Origin of the sequence: Nonomuraea sp. CA-143628 (assembly GCF_050942315.1) — a bacterium.
Taxonomy (GTDB): Bacteria; Actinomycetota; Actinomycetes; order Streptosporangiales; family Streptosporangiaceae; genus Nonomuraea.
This window is the reverse complement of record NZ_CP192072.1, coordinates 2322670-2341990: the sequence shown is the minus strand read 5'-3', so window position 1 is coordinate 2341990 and position 19321 is coordinate 2322670. Positions and strand designations below refer to the sequence as shown.

Sequence of the window (19321 nt, the reverse complement as noted above, 5' to 3'; positions counted from 1 at the left end):
CGTTGGACCCGTTCGCAACGCTCGGAGTCGCCGGCCGGGGTTCCGGCTGATTGGGCGGCCCGAAGATGTCACGGGAAACTCCCGGGGGCAAGCCCTCGACCCGTGGCTTCTTGCTACCGCCTGACATGGGCAGAGGCACTGAAGCGAAAGGGTCGGTCGGCGATTCGATCGGTCCGGCGTTACGCACGCCTCAATCTCCTCCCGCTCCGCAGCCACATTCTCAGGCAACAGTAAGGCACGCGCATTGGGATATGTCACGAGAAATGACTACGGAAGTGTGTCAACCTAGCCACCGGTAGCGATGTTCGGGGCGTCCGGCGGTACCGTACCGGGGCCTCAGTTCGGCATGCCCGGCGACACACAGGTATTCGAGGTAGCGGCGGGCACTGACGCGGGACAGTCCCGCGAGCGAGGCGGCCTCGGCCGCCGACAGGTCGCGGCCACAGGTCCGGAGGGTGTCGGCGACCAGCGCGCACGTCGCCGACGACAGGCCCTTGGGCAGCGGCGCCGCGACGGGCTGCGTGCCGAAGAGCCGGTCGACGTCGTCCTGGCGGGCCTCCGCGCCGATGGCGGTGAGCTGCTTGCGGGTGTCGACGTACTGCTGGAGCCGTTCGGTCAGCGCGGCGGCCGTGAACGGCTTGATCAAATAGTTGACCGCGCCGCCGCGCATCGCCTCCCTGACCGTGGACACGTCGCGGGCGGCGCTGATCATGAGGACGTCCACGTCCTGCAGCGCCTTGAGCACCTCAAGTCCCGACATGTCGGGTAGGTAGATGTCGAGCAGGACGAGGTCGGGCCGGAGCTCGGCGGCCATGGCGAGCGCGGCGGCCCCGGTGTGCGCGGCGGCCACCACCCGGAAGCCGGGCACCCGCGCCACGTAGCCGCTGTGGATGCGCGCCACCATGAAGTCGTCGTCCACGACCAGCACCCGGATCTCGCTCATCGCACTCGCTCGCGAACCGGGGCCGGCAGCAGGGCCGTGAACACCGCGCCGTCCGCGTTGCCCACCTTCACCCAGCCGCCCCTGCGAAGGCACGCCTGCCGGGTCAGCGCCAGGCCGAGCCCGCGTGGCCCCGAATGGGCGGCCTTGGTGGTGAACCCCTCCCTGAACACCTCTTCGACCAGGTCCGGAGCGATACCGGGACCGGAGTCCCCGACCCGGACGTGCAGCCCGTCGGCGTCGGTCAGCACCGACACCTCGATCGTGCCCGTGGCCCCGTCGAGCGCGTCGATCGCGTTGGCCACCAGGTTGCCGACCACCAGGACCGCGTCCTGTGGATCGCCGAGCGCGCCCTTCTCCACGGCGGAGTCCTCGGACAGGACCAGCAGGACACCACGCTCGGCCGCCTCCGCCGACTTGGCCAGCAGCAACGCGGCCAGCGTCGGGCATTGGACGCGCTCGCGCAGGTCGGTGATGTACGTGCCGCGGGTGGTGCTGGTGATGAAACCGATCGCGGCCTCGTGCTCGCCCAGTTCGAGCAGGCCGACGACGGTGTGCATGCGGTTGGCGAACTCGTGCGCCTGCGCCCTGAGCGCCCCGGTGGCACTGCTGGTGTCGTCCAGCTCGCGCGCCAGCCGGACCAGCTCGGTGCGATCCCTGAGGGTGACCACCCAGCCGCGGTGCTGGCCGCGTACGGAGACAGGCGTGCGGTTGAGTACCAGCACCCGCTCGCCGTGCAGCACGATCCGGTCCTCCCCCGGGTCGGCGCCGCCGAGCACGTCGCGCATCCGCTCGGAGACCGGCATCTGGGTGAGGTCCTCGCCCACCTCGCCGAGCAGTTCGCGGGCGGAGTCGTTGACCAGCGTCACCCGGCCCGCGAGGTCGAGCGCCAGCACGCCCTCCTTGACCCCGTGCAACACGCCCTCGCGCTGCTCCAGCAGCGCGGCGATCTCGCGTGGCTCCAGGCCGAACGTCTGCCGGCGCACCCGCGCGGTGATCAGCGCCGCGGCCGCGAGCCCGGAGAGCAGCACGGCGAGCGCGGTCCATATCAGGGGCGGCAGCGCGCCCGCGAGCTGGCCGGTGACCGTGGTCTGGAGCACGCCGACGGAGACCAGGCCGATGACGTCGCCGTACTCGTCGAAGATCGGCGCCTTGCCTCTGACCGTGGTGCCGATCGTGCCGGTCTCGGTGCCGACCCAGCTCTTGCCGGTGTTCAGCACCGTGGTGCCGTCGGTGGACAGCCGCTTGCCGATCAGCGCGGCGTTGGGGTGGGCGTAGCGCGTCTGCTCGCGGTTGGCGATGACCACATAGTCGGCGCCGGTCGACTGCTGCACGCTCAGCGCGAGCGGCTGCAGCACATTTTGCGGATCCTTGACGTTGAACGCGGCCCGGACCTGAGGCAGGCCCGCCACGGACTGGGCGATCGCCAGCGCTCGCTGCTGGTGCAGCGAGTCCAGTTGCGCGCGCGTGTGCTCGGCCCACACGCCTCCAGTGCCTCCGACGGCTAGCAGCACGATGACCATCTGGAGCACGAACAGCTGGGTTCCGAGGGAGGCGTCACGTACCCGTCTCACCGCACCATGGAAACATGCCGAGGTCACGGGGGGGGTTGCGAGGGGGGTTGCGACCAATACGACCTATATGACGGCTATCGTGAAAAGGGTCGACTCCATCGGCAACGGACTTCACCATCCAGTATTCCGTAACGTGAAATCCCCCCTTTGGAGTGATCATGCGTCTCCGCATACTCGCCGCCGTCGCGGCGCTCTCCGTCGCCGCGGTATCCGGTTGCGGCGCCGGCTCCGGTTCCGATGGCGGAGGCACGAACGCGCTGCGCATCATGGCTCCCGCCTCACCGGGCGGCGGCTGGGACCAGACCTCCCGTACGGCCGAGCAGGCGCTCAAGTCCGTCGACCCGAAGCGCAAGGTCGAGGTGTTCAACGTGCCCGGCGCCGGCGGCACGATCGGCCTGGCCCAGCTGGCGGGCGAGAAGGGCAACGGCAACCTGCTGATGACCATGGGCCTGGTCATGGTGGGCGCCATCGAGCAGAACAAGTCCAAGGTCACGCTGGCCCAGACGACGCCGATCGCCAAGCTGACCGAGGAGTACGAGATCATCGTGGTCCCGGCGGCCTCCCCGTTCAAGTCGGTGGCCGACCTGGTCGCCGCCTGGAAGGCCGACCCGAAGAAGGTGTCCATCTCCGGCGGCTCGGCCGGCGGCACCGACCACATCGCGGCCGGGCTGATGGCCAAGGCCGCGGGCGTGGACCCGAAGCAGGTCAACTACATCGCCCACTCCGGCGGCGGCGAGGCCCTGAACGAGCTGCTCGGCAACAAGGTGAGCGCGGGCATCTCGGGCGTCGGTGAGTTCGCCGAGCACGTGAAGTCCGGCAAGCTGCGCGCGCTGGCCGTGACCTCGGCCCAGCGGCTGCCCGACCTCGACGCGCCCACGCTCAAGGAGTCCGGCCTGGACGTGGAGCTGACCAACTGGCGCGGCTTCGTGGCGCCCGGCGGGCTCGACGAGGCGGCCAAGAAGTCGCTGACCGACCAGGTGACCAAGATGCACGACTCGCCGGCGTGGAAGGACGCGGTGGCCAAGAACGGCTGGATCGACTCCTTCCAGACCGGTCAGCAGTTCGCCGACTACCTCAACGCCGAGCAGACCAAGGTCAAGGCCATCATCTCCGAGCTGGGTGTCGTCTCCTGATGTCCGCTGACAACACTGGCCAGAAGCAGCGCTGGCGATGGCGGCCCGAGCTGGGGTTGGCCGTCATCGTGCTGGCACTCGGCGTGTTCGTCGTGCTCGGGACGCTCGACGTGTCCGCCGCCGCCTCGCAGCTCGGCATCGGGCCGCGGTTCTTCCCGATGCTGGTGGGCTGCTCCATGATCGCCATCGGCCTGTTCTACGTGGCCGACGTGCTCAGGGGCGGCAGCGGCGACCCCGAGGAGAGCGAGGACGTCGACGTGGACGCCCCCGCCGACTGGCGCAGCGTCGGGCTGGTGAGCGGGATCTTCCTGGCATTCACCGCGGTACTGAACGTGCTCGGCTGGATCATCGCCGCGAGCCTGCTGTTCTTCGGCCTCTCGGTGGTGCTCGGCGCGGAGCACAAGCTGCGCGCGGCGGGCGTCGGGGTGGTCCTGGGGATCGCCACGTACCTGCTGTTCGTCAAGGGCCTGGGCGTGTCGCTGCCGGGCGGGCTGCTGCGGGGGGTGATCTAGGTGGAATCGTTCCAGCTGCTGCTCGACGGCTTCGCCGGGGCGCTGACGCCGATCAACCTCATGTACGCGCTCATCGGCGTCACCCTCGGCACCCTCGTCGGCGTACTGCCCGGCATCGGCCCCGCCATGACCGTGGCGCTGCTCCTGCCCATCACCTTCACCGTGCCGCCGACCAGCGCGTTCATCATGTTCGCCGGGATCTACTACGGCGGCATGTACGGCGGCTCGACCACCTCCATCCTGCTCAACACCCCCGGCGAGTCGTCCTCGATGATCACCGCGCTGGAGGGCAACAAAATGGCCCGGCGCGGCCGGGCGGCACAGGCGCTGGCCACGGCGGCCATCGGCTCGTTCGTGGCGGGCACGATCGCGACCGCCCTGCTGGTCGTGGCGGCCCCCGCCGTGGTGAGCTTCGCCATCTCGTTCGGGCCCGAGGACTACTTCGCGCTGGCGATCCTGGCCTTCACCGCGGTGTCGTCGGTGCTGTCGCGCTCGGTCGTGCGCGGGCTGGCCTCGCTCGGGTTCGGCCTGGTGATCGGGCTGATCGGCATCGACCAGCAGACCGGCCAGGCACGGCTCACGCTCGGCCTGGACCAGCTGCTCGACGGCGTGGACGTGGTGGTCGTGGCCGTCGGACTGTTCGCGCTGGGCGAGGCCCTGTACGTGGCCTCGCGGCTGCGCCACTCGCTGCCCGAAGTGGTACCGGTCGGGCGAGCCTGGATGGGGCGTACCGACTGGCGCCGCTCGTGGCTGCCCTGGCTGCGCGGCACCGCGTTCGGCTTCCCGTTCGGCGCGCTGCCCGGCGGCGGCGCGGAGATCCCGACCTTCCTGTCGTACGCGGCCGAGAAGCGACTGGCGCGCGGCGTGGCCAAGGAGGAGTTCGGCAAGGGCGCCATCGAGGGCGTCGCCGGCCCCGAGGCGGCCAACAACGCCTCGGCCGCCGGGACCCTGGTGCCGCTGCTGACGCTGGGCCTGCCCACGTCCGCGACGGCCGCGATCCTGCTGGCCGCCTTCCAGCAGTACGGCCTGCAGCCCGGACCGCAGCTGTTCGACCACAACCCGGCCCTGGTGTGGGGCATGATCGCGTCGCTGTTCATCGGCAACACGATGCTCCTCGTGCTGAACCTGCCACTGGCGCCGCTGTGGGCTCGTGTGCTGCGCATCCCCCGGCCGTACCTTTATGCGGGGATCGTGCTGTTCGCCGCGCTCGGCGTGTACGCGCTGAACGGCTCGGTGGTGGACCTGGTCGTGCTCTTCCTGCTCGGCCTGCTGGGGTACGCGATGCGGCGCTTCGGCCTGCCGGTCGCCCCGGCGGTCATCGGCCTGATCCTGGGACCGATGGCGGAGATCCAGCTGCGCCGGGCCCTGGCCATCGGCGCGGGCGACGTGACGGTGCTGGTGAGCAGCCCCATCGCGGTGATCCTGCTGCTGCTCTCCCTGGCCGCGCTGACCGCGCCGCTGTTCAGGAAGCTGATGGAACGGCGCCACATCGAACCGGCCACGCCCGCGTCCCGGGAGGAGGACTAGGCGGCGGGGGGCTTCACCGGCCTGTCCGAACCGGTGGAGCCCCGTTTATGTCGTGCCAGCCGGGCATCATGGCAGGCATGGCCGTGAAGATACAGGTGTCGTTCGACTGCGCCGACCCCGACAAGCTGGCCCGCTTCTGGGCCGAGGCGCTGCGCTACCGGCTGGAAGAGCCCCCGCAGGGCTTCGCCACCTGGCAGGACTACTGGCGCGCCCGGGGGCTGCCCGAGGAGGAGCTGACCGGCGACGGCGGCTACGACTCGGTCATCGATCCGGCCGGGGTGGGCCCGCGGCTGTGGTTCCAGAAGGTGCCCGAGGGCAAGGTGGTCAAAAATCGCCTCCATCTCGACCTGTCTGTCACCTCCGGGGACCGGCCGGTGGAGGTCCGCCGGGCCCAGCTCGACGCCGAGGCCGAGCGGCTGGTCGGGCTGGGGGCGACGCTGGCGAAGGTGCTCGTGGTGGAGGGCCTGCCCGACTACTACGCGATCACCCTGTTCGACCCGGAGGGCAACGAGTTCTGCATCAGCTAGGCGAACGAAGGCCGACCATCAGTGCTGCCCCGTCATCGCGAGGTACATGCCGGTCGACGGGCGAAGCCGGGACAGCGCGACCGCCTCGGCGAGAGCCTCGCGGAGGTTCTCTTGGCCGTCGACGCCGTCGAGCAGCTCGACGATCTCGGCGGCCAGATCGGGCGTGAGCACGAGATCAGTGTCGAACGCACAATCGAAGATGCCGAATGCGTCAATGCGGATCACGGGCGGCTCGTCCATCCACTCCACGTTCGGCTGCTCCAGGAACACGGACATGTAGCTCCCGTCCTGGATCAAGTCGGCGATGTGGCACTGGTGCTGCTCGATGGCCTCTGGACCGCGGTGCACCAGCATCTCGCACCAGGTTGGGCAGCGGCGAATGGGATAGCTCTTCATCGAGCACCGCCCACCAGGTCGGATCGGGGATCAAGGGCCTGCTTCGGTATTCCAGCACCGCGCAGGCCCGACTTGGGTTGAGCTGGTCGTACACTCCTCACTGCCCCGAAGTCAGGTGCACCTCCTTTCAGCGCACGCCGAACGCGCATACACTGACGTTCGTGTCCGACCTCACTGCGCGCCCTCGACCGCTCGCTATGAGCGACGTCGCCACCCTGCTCAGCGTGAGCGTCAACACCGTCAACGCCTGGCGCAAGCGCGCGGCCGGGGCCAAGCAGGTGGAGCCCTTCCCGCCGGCCGCCGGCAAGGTGGCCAACATGGACTACTGGTGGGAAGACCAGATCCTGGCGTGGGCTCAACGGACCGGGCGCACAGCGGATTCGACCAGGTAGTACGGCAACACCTCGCGTTTTCACACTCCCCATGGAAGCCGAGGCGCAGAGGTGATCAAAGACGTCGGCAGGGGTCTTCAGGAGAGGCCCGGGTGTCCCTCTGGAGGCACCCGGGGGCAGACAGGGGTCAGGAGGGGTCTCATGGCCGATCTCGCTCCACCAGCACGGCATCGGCTCGCCGACGCCAGACAGCAGCGCGGGTGGTCTCAGGAGACCTTGGCCGCACTGCTACGCGGCAAAGGACTGGGCACCACCCGCAAGACCGTTACCCGATGGGAGCGGGGCGTGACTCCCGACGCTGCCGCCCAGCGGGCGCTACGCGACCTGTTCGAGGTCGCCCACGACGTACGCGCGAGCTGGCCGCACTGGCTTCCCACCGGGGCCGCAGCGTGCGCGACAGAGACATGGGATCAGCAAGGCACGGTCAACGCACTCGACGACGTCGCGAAAGGGGCGCTCGTGGATCGCCGAGAGTTCCTCATCCTCACCGGAGCCGAACTGCTGCTCCCCGTCTACGAATGGCGGATCAACCCCGAGCCGTGGATCGCCGCTCAGCAACGCGGTCGCCACGTCGGCTCCGCCCTCGTCACCGAGCTTCAACAGCTCATCGCCGCCCGCCGGCGGATGGACGACGAGCACGGCGGGGCGGTGCTGCTCGACGCGCTGCACGCCGACTTCCAGTTCGTCACCGGGCTGCTGAAGAACGGCACCTACTCGGCGGACGTCGGCCGTGGCCTGTACGGCACGGCCGCGGAGATAGCCCGCCTAGCCGGGTGGGCCGCGTTCGACTCGGGCCAGCACGCCGCCGCCCAGGCGTACTACCTCGCCGCGCTCCGCTCCGCGTCTGCGATCGGTGACCGGGCACTCGGCGTGAACATCGTCGGATTCATGGCTATCCAGGCGTACGCAACCGGACGCCTCACCGACGCGACCAAACTCATGGACACCGCCGCAGCGGAGCCGGCCCGGATTCCGGAGGTCGTGCAGGCGATGACCTGGGCCCGGCTCGGCCGGGCGTACGCGAAGGTCGACGACCCGGCGACCGCGCGGGTCGCGCTGACCCGCGCCGGTGCCCTGCTCAACCGCGCGGTGTCGGGGGACGCTCCGCCGTGGGCGTACTGGCTGGACGAGGCGCGTATCACGGCCCAGCTCGGCCGCGCGCTGTACGACCTGGGGGACTACGCGGGCAGCGAGCGCGAGCTGGTCGCCGCCGCCACCTCATGCGGGGATCGTTACCCGCGCGACCGGGCGACATGGCTCGGCCGGGTGGCCACAGCCCAACTTCGACGCGGGCGGATGGATGAAGGGTGCGCGACCGCACGAACCGTGGTCGACCTGCTCGCAGACCAGGCGGACACCGACCGTGGCATGAGGCTGCTCCGGACGTTCCGCGCGGAGCTGGCCGCACGCGGCCCCTCGACAACCGCCCGGGAGTTCGACGACTACGCCGCCCGTCGTCTCGCTCCCGCATCGTAGCTTTGGGCAGGGCACAACGAGGGCGCACGGTGACGAGACATGGCGAGCAGGTCCCATGGGGCTGCGCCGTCTTGGCCTCGGCCGGGCGGTCGTCCTAGGCCCCCGTGGCGAGGGCAGCGACCGCCTCGATGGTGCGGTGCTGCTCCTCGGGAGTGCCGAACGGAGCGGCCAGATACTCCGTGACGCCCGCGTCCGCCAGCCTGCCGATCCCCTCGGCCACCGCCGCCTCGTCGCCCACGATGACCACGTCCTGCGGTCCGGCCACGCCCTCGCGGTCGAGCATGGCGCGATATTCCGGCACCTGACCCGCCAGCCCGAACTGCTCCGCGACGCGCCCGCGCACCCCGGCCTCGTCGTCCGTCACGCACACCACCAGCCCGGCGATCACCCGGGGCGCGGGGCGTCCGGCCGACTCGGCCGCCTTGGTGACGGACGGCACGATGTGCCCGGCCAGCGTCCGCGGGCCGGTCATCCACGTCACCACGCCATCGGCGAGCTCTCCCGCCAGGGACAGCATGGCCGGACCCATAGCTGCCAGCAGCACCTGAGGCGGCTCCGCGCCGGGCACGGCGGCCGTACCCGAGGCGGTGAGCAGTTCGCCATGGTGCGCCACGGTTTCGCCCCGCAGGAGGGGTCTCAGCACCGACAGGTATTCGCGCATCCGCCGTACGGGCTTGTCGGCGGGCAGACCGTACATCGACTCGACCATCATCGCGATCCCCGCGCCGATCCCGAGCGTGAGGCGGTTGCCCGTAGCGGCCTGAACGCTGAGCGCCTGACCGGCCAGCACGAGCGGATGGCGTTGCGGCACCGGGACGACGGCCGTACCGAGCGGGATGCCCGGCACCCGCCCGCCCACGGCGGTCAGCGCGGTGAGCGCGTCCCAGCCGAGCGCCTGGCTTGCCCAGGCGGTGCTGTAGCCGAGCTCGGCGGCGGTCCTGACCTGCTCGGTCAGCTCCTCCAGCGTCGCGGGGCCCCGTACGTCGCCGACGGCGATTCCGATCTTCACGTGTTCAACTCCTCATTAACGGAGAGCTTCTCCGGTTCGATACAATAAGGAGAACCTCTCCACTTAGCAATCAGGGAGCCGACTGATGATGCGGGCCGACGCGCTGCGCAACCGCGAGCGGATCGTACGAGTGGCCAGGGCCGTCTTCACCGAGCACGGCCCCGACGCCTCGCTCAACCAGGTGGCGCAGCAGGCCGAGGTAGGACCGGGCACCCTCTACCGGCACTTCCCGACACTGCAGGACCTGCTGGTGGCAGTGATCAGAGACGACGTGGCGGCGCTCTGCGCGCAGGGGCAGGCACTGCTCGCCGAGGCGTCCGCGCTTCCCGAGACATCGACATCGTCCGGGGCGTCGGCACCGTCCGGGGCCTCAGCGCAGTCCAGGGCCTCGGCGGACGGGGCGTTGAGGGCGTGGCTACGGGCGGTGGCCGTACACGCGACGGCCATGCGCGGACTGGTGGCGACGCAGCTGGCCTCCTGGCCCGCAGACGGTGCCCTGGCGGCCTGCCACGAGGAGATCACCGCCACCGGCGCCGCGCTGCTCGACCACGCCCGCCGCACCGGCTCCGCACCCGAGGGGTTGGACATCACGGACCTGCTCCGGCTGGCCAACGCGATCGGCTGGGCCAGTGAGCAGTCCCCCGACGACGAAGGCCTCATCGACCGCCTGCTCGCCCTGGTGACGACCACCTCAGAGGCAACACAGAGGCCCCGCCACCTCACTCGGTGACGGGGCCTGAGTCGATCGATCGCCTTACTCGGAGACGCCCAGCTTCTCCAGGATCAGCGCACGGGCCCGAGCGGCGTCGGCCTTGCCACGGCTGGCCTTCATCACGCCGCCCACCAGCGCACCGGCTGCGGCGATCTTCCCGGAGCGGACCTTCTCGGCCGCGTCGGCGTTGGCGGCGAGGACCTGGTCGACAATCGCCGACAGCTCGCCCTCGTCGTTGACGATCTTCAACCCGCGCCGCTCGACCACCTCGTCGGGCGAGCCCTCTCCGGCCAGCACGCCTTCGAGCACCTCACGCGCCAGCTTGTCGTTGAGCGCGCCGGAGGCCACCAGCTCGGTGACGCGAGCGATCTGCGCGGGCGTGATGGGCAGGTCCGCCAGGGCCACAGCGGACTCGTTGGCGCGCCGCGCCAGCTCGCCCATCCACCACTTGCGCGCGTCGGCGGCCGGCGCGCCCGCCGCGACCGTGGCCTCGACCAGGTCGAACGCGTCGGCGTTGTGCATGGCCTGCATGTCGAGGTCGGACACCCCCCACTCGGCCTGCAGCCGCTTGCGCCGGACCGACGGCAGCTCGGGCAGCGCCTCCTTGAGCGTGGCCACCCAGGCCGGGTCGGGCGCGATCGGCACCAGGTCGGGCTCGGGGAAGTAGCGGTAGTCCTGCGCCTCCTCCTTGGACCTGCCGGGTGTGGTGGCGCCGGTGTCCTCGTGGAAGTGCCTGGTCTCCTGGTGGATCCGGCCGCCCTCGGCGAGGATCGCCGCCTGCCGCTCGATCTCGCTCCGCACGGAACGCTCGACGCTGCGCAGCGAGTTGACGTTCTTGGTCTCGGTACGGGTGCCCCACTCGGACGAGCCACGGGGCATGAGCGAGACGTTGACGTCGCAGCGCATCGAGCCCTCCTCCATGCGCACGTCGGAGACGCCCAGGGAGCGCATGATCTCGCGCAGCTCGGTCGCGTACGCCTTGGCCACCTCGGGCGCCATGCTGTCGGTGCCCTCGATCGGCTTGGTGACGATCTCCACCAGCGGGATGCCGGCGCGGTTGTAGTCGACGATCGAGTAGTCGGCGCCCTGGATGCGACCGGTCGCCCCGCCCACGTGGGTGGACTTGCCGGTGTCCTCCTCCAGGTGCACCCGCTCGATCTCGACGCGTACGGTCCGGCCGTCGACCTCGACGTCCAGGTAGCCGTCGAAGCAGAGCGGCTCGTCGTACTGGGAGATCTGGTAGTTCTTCGGCATGTCCGGATAGAAGTAGTTCTTCCGGGCGAACCTGCACCACTCGGCGATCGAGCAGTTCAGCGCCAGGCCGATGCGGATCGTCGACTCGATCGCGACGGCGTTGGCCGTCGGCAGCGAGCCGGGAAACGCCAGGCAGGTCGGGCAGACCTGGGTGTTGGGCGGGGCGCCGAAGGTCGTCTTGCACCCGCAGAACATCTTCGACGCGGTGCCGAGCTCGACGTGCGTCTCCAGCCCGAGCACCGGCTCGAACCGCGCGAGGGCTTCGTCGTACGGCATGTGCGTACCGACAGTCATGATGAAGTCCTTAGTTCAGATCGTCGCATTTCACGCTATCAATCAGGCGCTCAGAGGAATCCACGGCTCCCCAGCGCCTCAGTGGTCGCATTTGCTCGCCGATGTCGCCTGCCGCGACGAGCCCAGGTAGCTCATGCTGCCTGCCCTACCGCGCTCAGATAGGAGCGAACTTGGCGAGGAGATGTGAAGGTACCCGGCTCACCCTCAGCACGAACAGGCTTGGCGAGGGTCACCCGAGATCGCGGCTTACCGCCTCCGGCACGCCAAGCCGCCTCCAGGAAGACAAGCGATTCCGGGGCTGTCCGGTACAAGGTGGAGACGACCACGGGCGAATGGCTGGTAAGGATCACTTGCTGCCAGGGGCTCCCAATGGCACCGACTCGCTGAGCGATCCTCCTCAAAAGCTCCCCGAGCCTGCTCGGATAGAGGCCATTCTCGATCTCCTCCACCATCAGCGGACCTGAAAAGGTCCGGTCGTAGAGGGCCACGAGCAGGGCGAGCACCCTGAGTGTGCCGTCTGACGCGTGCCCGACAGGCATCGGCTCGCGGTCCACGAGGATCTCGAAGGACCACTCCTGCTGCCGCTCGTCGAGCACCGGGCGGACGCCCGTCACATCAGGCAGAAGCGCTACCAGGTCGACCATCAGGTCGCCGAGCTCACCGGTGAGGGACATCCGACCCAGCACAGCGGCCAGATTTGCGCAATCCTCCGCCAGTGGCCGACGGTCGAGCGCCGTAACCGGCTTCCGGATAGCCGCCAAGTCAGGCCGATGGAAGTGCCAAGATCTTGCTTCCTGCGGCCAGATCTTGTCCGACCACCCAGGCACCGCCGTCAAAGCCCAGTCAGCGGGCTCCCTGCTCGCCGTGACACTGGCATATGCCTTATCTCGCCCATCCGACGCCCGCATATCCGCTTCCACGCCAATCGTGAACCTGGAGACGGAATCGGACCCCACCGGCCGGTGAAACAGCTCCTGCGGCTTGCCACGGCGCGCTTCCAGCAGCGGGTCATTCGACGCACTCAGTCCTGGCCCGCGTGCCAGAAGTGCCGCGCGAGCGAAGCCCAACGCATCCAGCAGGTTGGACTTACCACTCGAATTCGGACCGACCAGAGCCAGGAACGGCGACACGGCGAGCTCGAAGTCCAAGAAGGACTTGAACCCGTCGATCTCGATGCGCGTGAGCACGCCGCCGTCCCCTCTCCTACAACGTTTCCCTACAGCGCCGGAGCCTTGGACAGCAGGCTGCCGCCCCAACGGCTTTCCAGTGCCTGTTCAACGGCAGCGCCGACCCGGTAGCAGCGGTCGTCGCCCAGCACCGGGGCCATGATCTGCAGGCCGACCGGCAGAGCGTCCTCGTCGGCCAGGCCGCACGGGACCGAGATGGCCGCGTTGCCCGACAGGTTGGACGGGATCGTGCACAGGTCGGCGAGGTACATGGCCATCGGGTCGTCGGCGCGCTCGCCGATCGGGAAGGCCGTCGTCGGCGTCGTCGGCGACACCAGCACGTCCACCTGGTGGTAGGCGGCCTCGAACTCGCGCGAGATGACCGTGCGCACCTTCTGCGCCTGGCCGTAGTAGGCGTCGTAGTAGCCGCTCGACAGCGCGTAGGTGCCGAGCATGATGCGCCGCTTGACCTCGGGGCCGAACCCGGCGGCCCTGGTCAGCGCCATGACCTCCTCGGCGCTGCGGGTGCCGTCGTCGCCGACGCGCAGGCCGTAGCGCATGGCGTCGAAGCGCGCCAGGTTGGAGGAGCACTCCGACGGCGCGATCAGGTAGTAAGCGGGCAGCGCGGTCGAGAACGACGGGCAGGAGACCTCGACGACCTTGGCGCCGAGCGATTCGAGCAGCTCGACGGCCTCGTGGAAGCGGGCCAGCACGCCGGGCTGGTAGCCGTCGCCGCCGAACTCCTTCACCACGCCGATGCGCATGCCGGAGATGTCGGCCTGCCGGGCGGCCTCGACCACGGACGGCACGGGCGCGTCGATCGAGGTGGAGTCCATCGGGTCGTGCCCGGAGAACGCCTCGTGCAGCAGCGCCGCGTCGAGCACGTTGCGGGCGAACGGGCCCGGCGTGTCGAGCGAGCTGGCGAACGCGATCAGGCCGTAACGCGACGAACCGCCGTAGGTGGGCTTCATGCCCACGATGCCGGTCACGGACGCGGGCTGCCGGATCGAGCCGCCGGTGTCGGTGCCCGTGGACAGCGGCGCCTCGTACGCGGCGACGGCGGCGCTGGAACCACCGGACGACCCGCCGGGGATCCTGGACAGGTCCCACGGGTTGCGCGTGGGGCCGTAGGCGGAGTTCTCCGTGGAGGAGCCCATGGCGAACTCGTCGAGGTTCGTCTTGCCGAGGATGACCAGGCCGGCCGCGCGCAGGCGGCTCGTGACGGTCGCGTCGTACGGCGGGCGCCAGCCTTCGAGGATCTTGGACGCGGCCGTCGTCGGCATGTCGGCGGTGGCGAAGATGTCCTTGTGCGCGATCGGCACCCCGGCCAGCGGGCCGAGCCGCTCACCGGCGACCAGCCGGGCGTCGACGGCCCTGGCCTGCTCGACGGTGGTCTCGCGATCGACGTGCAGGAAGGCGTTGACCTTGGGCTCGACCTCGGCCATGCGGTCGAGATGCGCCTCGGCCACCTCGACGGCCGTGACCTCACCACCGGCGATCAAAGCGCCCAGCTCGGCGGCGGTCTTGTGGATCAGGCTCATGCCTCCTCCCCAAGGATGCGCGGCACCCGGAAGCGGTCGTCCTCGACGGCCGGCGCGCCGGACAGCGCTTGCTCGGGCGTCAGGGACTGTCGCACCTCGTCGGCGCGGAAGACATTGGTCAGCGGAAGCGCGTGCGACGAAGGCGGAACGTCCTCGGCGGCGACCTCTGCCACCTTCGCGACCGACTCGATGATGGCATCGAGCTGCGTGGCGTAGTGGTCGAGTTCGTCGTCGGTGAGGGCCAGCCTGGACAACCGGGCCAGGTGTGCGACCTCGTCGCGGGTTATGGCGGACATGAGTCGTGTAACCCGTTTCGTGGATGGAGTTGGGACACTGTCATCCTAGGGGCCCTGGCGGAGCGGGACCGAACCCATTAACCCTCGCCACAGGGGTTCCACGCGTCACGCGGTCTGGGTGACCCCGGAGCGGTAGCCGTACTCGATCTCCGGCTGGGTCTCGATGTGTTCGCGCAGCCAGACCGTGGCCTCGGCGGGCGGCATGGGCTTGTGGAACAGCCAGCCCTGACCCATGTCGCAGCCCATCTCGGTGAGCCGGATGGCCACGTCGTCGGATTCGACGCCCTCGGCGACCGAGCTCAGGCCGAGCGAGCGGACCAGGTCGACGATGGAGCGCACGATGCGGTAGTCGTCGTCGGACTCGGCGATGCGCCGCACGAACGACGCGTCGATCTTGACCTCCGAGACCGCGAGCCGCTGCAGCCTGATCAGCGAGGAGTAGCCGGTGCCGAAGTCGTCGAGGGACAGCGGCACGCCGAGCACGGCCAGCGCCTTGATCGTCTCGTGCGTGTAGGCCTGGTCGCCCATCAGGATGCGCTCGGTGACCTCCAGCTGGATCGCCGACGGCGGCAGCCGGAGCTTGGCCAGCCCTGCCTCCAGTTGCTCGGGCAGGGCCGAGTCGAGCAGGTCGCGGGCGGAGATGTTGACCGAGACCTGCACCCGCAGGCCGCTGTGCCACCAGCGGGCGGCCTGCTCCAGGGCCGCCTCGATGACGTATTCGGTGAGCTGGCGCATGAGGTAGGACTGCTCGGCCAGCGGAATGAACTCCGACGGCGGGATCTGGCCGTGCACCGGGTGGTGCCAGCGCAGCAGGGCCTCCATGCCGTGTACGGCACCGGTGGCCATGCCGACCTTGGGCTGGTAGTGCAACCTGAGCTCGCGGTTGTCCACGGCCCGCCGCAGGTCGCCGAGGAGGTTGAGCCGTTCGGGCGAGTTGCGGTCCTTGTCGGGCTGGTAGAGCTCCACGCCGGTGCGTCCCTCTTTGGCGAGGTACATGGCCACGTCGGCGCGCTGGAGCAGCAGCTCGAAGTCAGGGGCGTGGTCGGGGTAGAGCGCGATGCCGACCGAGCCGTCCAGGTCGAACGACATGCCCTCCAGGCGTACCGGCTCGGTGAGCGCCGCGCGCAGCCGGGCGGCCACTTCGCGCGCCGCGTGGGCGTCCCTGATCGAGGGCAGGAGTACGGCGAACTCGTCACCGCCCAGCCGGGCCACGACGTCGCCGGGGCGTACGGAATGGGTGAGCCGGTGGGCGACCATCTGCAGCAGCCGGTCACCGACCGGGTGGCCCATCGTGTCGTTGACCTCTTTGAACCGGTCGAGGTCGAGCAGGAACAGGCCGACCCGCTCGTCGTGGCGGGCCTCGGCGAGCGCCTCCTCGGTGCTCACGATCAGCATCTTGCGGTTGGGCAGGCCGGTCAGCTCGTCGTGCATGGCCTGGTGGTCGCGGCGCATCGACAGGGTGGCGGTGAAGTAGACCGCCGCCAGGGGCGCCACGAACAGCGGTACGAGGGTAGGCGAATGGGTCATCACGACGACGACCAGGGGCGCCAGGCCGAGCAGCGCGGCGTACACGAGACTCTGCGGGCCGAGGCTGGCCTTCAGCACGCGGGTGATCGACCGGCGCTCGTGCAGCGCCACCGCGCCGCTCACCAGCGCGGCCCTGACGGTGAAGTAGGCGATGCCGGCCAGGAAGATCGCCAGCAGGTCGGCGCCCCTGGGCACCCACGGCGCGGCCGGGCTCGGCACGATGCCGAACAGGCCGAGCACCACGGCGGCCGAGGTCAGCGCGAGCGTCGACTGGGCGATGTTGAACATCACCCGATGCCACGCCTTGCGGGTGACGACGCCGTTCATGACCACGGCCACCGCCTGCATCAGCACCGCCACGGGCAGGCCGAAGTGCAGGAGCACGGCGAAGGTGAACATGGTGGAGGGGTACGTGCCGCCGACGGCGGTCGCCGAGGACACCATGACGGGCCTGAGCTCACCCAGCACGACGAGCGCGGTCAGCACCCAGAACAAGGGCGTACGGGCGAGCTCCGCCAGGCCGGCCGGGTCGAGTCTGAGCATGGCCACGGCCAGCGCGGTGGAGCCGATCACGGTGATGCCAACGAGGAACGCCCACAGAGGCGTCCCGGCGCGTGGCCCTGTGTCGCGGGTGTCGGTTGGGTCAGCCATCAGTAACAGAACCCCCATTAGGTCACTATGGGAGGGTACGACCTTTACCCCACTTCGCGAAACCAACCGCGTACGTTCCGTCACTTATCCTTCGGACATATACCCCGAAATCACTCTTAGTATACCCGCCATCAACAGCGCGTATATGATCTACGGTTGGAAAATGACAGCCACTACGGCTGGGGAGTGACGGCCACTTGTGAAGCCGCCTCCGGCCCATCGGCGAGGAGCACCCCGAAGCCTTCGCCGTCGAGGATCGGCACGCCCAGGCTGACCGCCTTGTCGTACTTGGACCCGGCGTTGTCACCCGCCACCAGGAACGAGGTCTTCTTCGACACCGAACTCGCCACCTTGCCGCCCCGGTCGCTGAGCGCCTCGGCGGCGGAGTCGCGGGTGAAGCCCGGCAGCGTGCCCGTCACCACGAAGGTCAGGCCCTCGAGCGTCTGCGGCCCCTTCTCGGGAGCGGGCTCGTCCTCCATGCGGACGCCCGCGGCCCGCCAGCGGGTGATGATCTCGCGATGCCAGTCGACCTCGAACCAGGCGCGGATCGTGGCGGCCACCCGCGGCCCGATGCCCTTGACGGCCGCCAGCTCCTCCTCCGAGGCCGCCATGACAGCGTCGATCGAGCGCAGGGCGACGGCCAGGTCGCGGGCCGTGGGCGGCCCGACATGGCGGATGGACAGCGCGACCAGGACATTGGCCAGCGGCGCCTGCTTGGCCCGCGCCAGCTCCTCGATGAGCTTGTGGGCGTTCTGGCTGGGCTCGCCGTTGATGTTGGAGAAGAACGAGACGACCTTCTGCTCGCCCGTCTTCGGATCGATCTTGGGCAGGCCGCTGTCCTTGTCGCGAACCACGGACCTGATCGGGATCAGCCGGTCGAGCGTCAGGTCGAACAGGTCGGCCTCCGTGCGTACGACCGGCTCCTGCGGTGCCAACGGCTGGCTGAGCGCGGTCGCCGCGACGTAGCCGAGCCCGTCGATGTCGAACGCGCTGCGCCTGGCCGCGAAGAACAACCGCTCGCGGATCTGCGCGGGACAGCCACGGGCGTTGGGGCAGCGCAGGTCGGCGTCGCCCTCCTGCTCGTAGGCCAGCTCCGTACCGCACTCGGGGCAGTGGGTCGGCATGACGAACGGGCGCTCGGACCCGTCACGCAGGTCGGTGACCGGGCTGAGGATCTCGGGGATGACGTCGCCCGCCTTGCGCAGCACGACGGTGTCGCCGATGAGCACGCCCTTGGCGGCCACCACCGCGGCGTTGTGCAGCGTGGCGCGCTCGACCGTGGAACCGGCGACGCTGATCGGCTCCATCACACCGAACGGCGTGACGCGGCCGGTGCGGCCGACGCCCACCTGGATGTCGAGCAGCTTGGTGTTGACCTCTTCTGGCGGGTATTTGAAGGCGATCGCCCAGCGCGGCGCCCGCGAGGTGGAGCCGAGCTCGCGCTGGGTGCGGAAGTCGTCGACCTTGACCACCACGCCGTCGATCTCGTAGGGCGGGTCGTGGCGGTGTACGCGGTAGTGCTCGATGAAGGCGTCGACCTCGGCGGGGCCGTCGACCACCTGGTAGAGGTCGCTGACCGGCAGACCGAACTCGCGCAGCCGCTCGTAGACCTCGGACTGCGCCTTGGGCTCGGCCGCGCCCTCCCAGACGCCGACACCGTGCACGATCATGCGCATCGGGCGCTGGGCGGTGATCCGCGGATCCTTCTGGCGCAGCGAGCCGGCCGAGGCGTTGCGCGGGTTGGCGAAGGGGTCGATCCCCTGCGCGACCAGCTGCTCGTTGAGCCGCCCGAACTCCGCGACCGGCATGTAGACCTCGCCCCGGACCTCGATCAGGCTGGGGACGTCGGCTCCCTTGAGCCGGTGGGGCACGCCCTCGATGGTGCGTACGTTGGGCGTCACGTCGTCGCCCGTCCTGCCGTCGCCCCTGGTCGCGCCGCGCTCCAGCCGCCCGTCGCGGTAGACCAGCGCGATGGCCAGCCCGTCGATCTTGAGCTCGCAGAGGTACGGGCCGGGCTCCCCCTCGGCCAGCCGCTCGGCCCGCGCCTGCCACGCGGCCATCCCGGCCGGGTCGAAGGCGTTGTCGAGGCTCTCCATCGGCGCCAGGTGATCGACCTTGGCGAAGTCGCCGGCCACCGGCGCGCCGACCTTCTGCGTCGGCGAGTCGGGGGTCTGGAGACCCGGATGCGCCGCCTCCAGGGCGAGCAGTTCGTTGAACCACTCGTCGAACTGAGCGTCGCTGACCGTGGGCCGGTCGAGCACGTAATAGCGATAGCGGGCTTCCTCCACCAGCTCGCTCACCTCGGCGTGGCGCTCACGCGCGGCCACGGGCACGCCATCGACGCTTGGCTCGCTCACCTGGGTCTCCTTCCGTCCAACACCCAAGGCAAACGCT

Annotated in this window: 17 protein-coding genes; 7 read left to right on the top strand and 10 right to left on the bottom strand. The window is 69.8% G+C overall.

Annotation, left to right across the window (positions count from 1 at the left end; translation table 11 throughout):
* Window positions 1–280: 280 nt before the first annotated feature.
* A complete protein-coding gene (locus tag ACQP2T_RS10935; protein WP_358178501.1) occupies window positions 281–943 on the bottom strand; it encodes a response regulator in 663 nt (220 codons plus the stop codon).
* A complete protein-coding gene (locus ACQP2T_RS10930) occupies window positions 940–2514 on the bottom strand; it encodes an ATP-binding protein (RefSeq protein ID WP_433516035.1) in 1575 nt (524 codons plus the stop codon). The genes ACQP2T_RS10935 and ACQP2T_RS10930 overlap by 4 nt, the downstream gene beginning before the upstream one ends.
* A 158-nt stretch (window positions 2515–2672) precedes the next feature.
* Between ACQP2T_RS10930 and ACQP2T_RS10925 the strand changes: the two genes are divergently transcribed.
* The 4 genes from ACQP2T_RS10925 (at window position 2673) to ACQP2T_RS10910 (ending at window position 6213) form a co-directional block, all read left to right on the top strand.
* Complete coding sequence (locus ACQP2T_RS10925; protein ID WP_433516034.1) at window positions 2673–3647, top strand: Bug family tripartite tricarboxylate transporter substrate binding protein; 975 nt, start codon at window positions 2673–2675, stop codon at window positions 3645–3647.
* The gene (locus ACQP2T_RS10920) at window positions 3647–4159 is read left to right on the top strand and encodes a tripartite tricarboxylate transporter TctB family protein (protein WP_357950184.1); all 513 of its coding nucleotides are present in this window, start codon (window positions 3647–3649) and stop codon (window positions 4157–4159) included. The genes ACQP2T_RS10925 and ACQP2T_RS10920 overlap by 1 nt, the downstream gene beginning before the upstream one ends.
* Window positions 4160–5686 carry a tripartite tricarboxylate transporter permease gene (locus ACQP2T_RS10915; RefSeq protein WP_433516033.1) on the top strand — a complete coding sequence of 509 codons (1527 nt, stop codon included), beginning with the start codon at window positions 4160–4162 and terminating at the stop codon, window positions 5684–5686.
* A 77-nt stretch (window positions 5687–5763) separates the two neighbouring features.
* Entirely contained in the window at window positions 5764–6213 is a 450-nt protein-coding gene (locus tag ACQP2T_RS10910; RefSeq protein WP_433516032.1) for a VOC family protein, read from the top strand.
* Window positions 6214–6231: 18 nt separating this feature from the next.
* Here ACQP2T_RS10910 and ACQP2T_RS10905 read toward each other — a convergent pair whose 3' ends face one another.
* Window positions 6232–6567, bottom strand: a complete 336-nt coding sequence (locus ACQP2T_RS10905) for a hypothetical protein (protein WP_433516031.1) — start codon at window positions 6565–6567, stop codon at window positions 6232–6234.
* Between the two features lie 203 nt (window positions 6568–6770).
* Here ACQP2T_RS10905 and ACQP2T_RS10900 point away from each other — a divergent pair, with 203 nt between their 5' ends.
* Window positions 6771–7001: a hypothetical protein gene (locus ACQP2T_RS10900; protein WP_433516030.1), complete on the top strand. Its 231-nt coding sequence runs from the start codon at window positions 6771–6773 to the stop codon at window positions 6999–7001.
* Between the two features lie 141 nt (window positions 7002–7142).
* Window positions 7143–8477, top strand: coding sequence for a helix-turn-helix domain-containing protein (locus ACQP2T_RS10895; RefSeq protein WP_433516029.1), 1335 nt, complete (start codon window positions 7143–7145; stop codon window positions 8475–8477).
* A 94-nt stretch (window positions 8478–8571) separates the two neighbouring features.
* Here the strand turns inward: ACQP2T_RS10895 and ACQP2T_RS10890 are convergent, their stop codons facing one another.
* Entirely contained in the window at window positions 8572–9486 is a 915-nt protein-coding gene (locus ACQP2T_RS10890) for a TIGR03564 family F420-dependent LLM class oxidoreductase (protein ID WP_433516028.1), read from the bottom strand.
* An 85-nt stretch (window positions 9487–9571) separates the two neighbouring features.
* Between ACQP2T_RS10890 and ACQP2T_RS10885 the strand changes: the two genes are divergently transcribed.
* Complete coding sequence (locus ACQP2T_RS10885; RefSeq protein WP_433516027.1) at window positions 9572–10216, top strand: TetR/AcrR family transcriptional regulator; 645 nt, start codon at window positions 9572–9574, stop codon at window positions 10214–10216.
* Between the two features lie 24 nt (window positions 10217–10240).
* On the opposite strand, the gene gatB is transcribed toward ACQP2T_RS10885, so the two are convergent.
* From gatB to ligA, 6 genes are all read right to left on the bottom strand, one after another.
* A complete protein-coding gene (gene gatB, locus ACQP2T_RS10880) occupies window positions 10241–11746 on the bottom strand; it encodes an Asp-tRNA(Asn)/Glu-tRNA(Gln) amidotransferase subunit GatB (protein ID WP_433516026.1) in 1506 nt (501 codons plus the stop codon).
* A 131-nt stretch (window positions 11747–11877) separates the two neighbouring features.
* The gene (locus ACQP2T_RS10875; RefSeq protein WP_433516025.1) at window positions 11878–12933 is read right to left on the bottom strand and encodes an AAA family ATPase; all 1056 of its coding nucleotides are present in this window, start codon (window positions 12931–12933) and stop codon (window positions 11878–11880) included.
* A gap of 29 nt (window positions 12934–12962) precedes the next feature.
* Window positions 12963–14453, bottom strand: coding sequence for an Asp-tRNA(Asn)/Glu-tRNA(Gln) amidotransferase subunit GatA (gene gatA, locus ACQP2T_RS10870; RefSeq protein ID WP_433516024.1), 1491 nt, complete (start codon window positions 14451–14453; stop codon window positions 12963–12965).
* On the bottom strand, window positions 14450–14749 hold the full coding sequence (gene gatC / locus ACQP2T_RS10865; RefSeq protein WP_101787882.1) for an Asp-tRNA(Asn)/Glu-tRNA(Gln) amidotransferase subunit GatC: 300 nt from the start codon (window positions 14747–14749) through the stop codon (window positions 14450–14452). The genes gatA and gatC overlap by 4 nt, the downstream gene beginning before the upstream one ends.
* 105 nt (window positions 14750–14854) lie before the next feature.
* Window positions 14855–16927: a putative bifunctional diguanylate cyclase/phosphodiesterase gene (locus ACQP2T_RS10860; RefSeq protein WP_433516023.1), complete on the bottom strand. Its 2073-nt coding sequence runs from the start codon at window positions 16925–16927 to the stop codon at window positions 14855–14857.
* Between the two features lie 173 nt (window positions 16928–17100).
* Window positions 17101–19284: an NAD-dependent DNA ligase LigA gene (gene ligA, locus ACQP2T_RS10855; RefSeq protein ID WP_433516022.1), complete on the bottom strand. Its 2184-nt coding sequence runs from the start codon at window positions 19282–19284 to the stop codon at window positions 17101–17103.
* Window positions 19285–19321: the final 37 nt, after the last annotated feature.

Bases quoted from the DNA above. Each gene is read 5' to 3' on its own strand.
- ACQP2T_RS10920 (WP_357950184.1), top strand. From the start codon at position 3,647: ATGTCCGCTGACAACACTGGCCAGAAGCAGCGCTGGCGATGGCGGCCC.
- ACQP2T_RS10860 (WP_433516023.1), bottom strand. From the start codon at position 16,927: ATGGCTGACCCAACCGACACCCGCGACACAGGGCCACGCGCCGGGACG.
- ACQP2T_RS10885 (WP_433516027.1), top strand. From the start codon at position 9,572: ATGATGCGGGCCGACGCGCTGCGCAACCGCGAGCGGATCGTACGAGTG.
- ACQP2T_RS10925 (WP_433516034.1), top strand. From the start codon at position 2,673: ATGCGTCTCCGCATACTCGCCGCCGTCGCGGCGCTCTCCGTCGCCGCG.
- ACQP2T_RS10905 (WP_433516031.1), bottom strand. From the start codon at position 6,567: ATGCTGGTGCACCGCGGTCCAGAGGCCATCGAGCAGCACCAGTGCCAC.
- gatC (WP_101787882.1), bottom strand. From the start codon at position 14,749: ATGTCCGCCATAACCCGCGACGAGGTCGCACACCTGGCCCGGTTGTCC.
- ACQP2T_RS10895 (WP_433516029.1), top strand. From the start codon at position 7,143: ATGGCCGATCTCGCTCCACCAGCACGGCATCGGCTCGCCGACGCCAGA.
- ACQP2T_RS10910 (WP_433516032.1), top strand. From the start codon at position 5,764: ATGGCCGTGAAGATACAGGTGTCGTTCGACTGCGCCGACCCCGACAAG.
- ACQP2T_RS10935 (WP_358178501.1), bottom strand. From the start codon at position 943: ATGAGCGAGATCCGGGTGCTGGTCGTGGACGACGACTTCATGGTGGCG.
- gatB (WP_433516026.1), bottom strand. From the start codon at position 11,746: ATGACTGTCGGTACGCACATGCCGTACGACGAAGCCCTCGCGCGGTTC.
- gatA (WP_433516024.1), bottom strand. From the start codon at position 14,453: ATGAGCCTGATCCACAAGACCGCCGCCGAGCTGGGCGCTTTGATCGCC.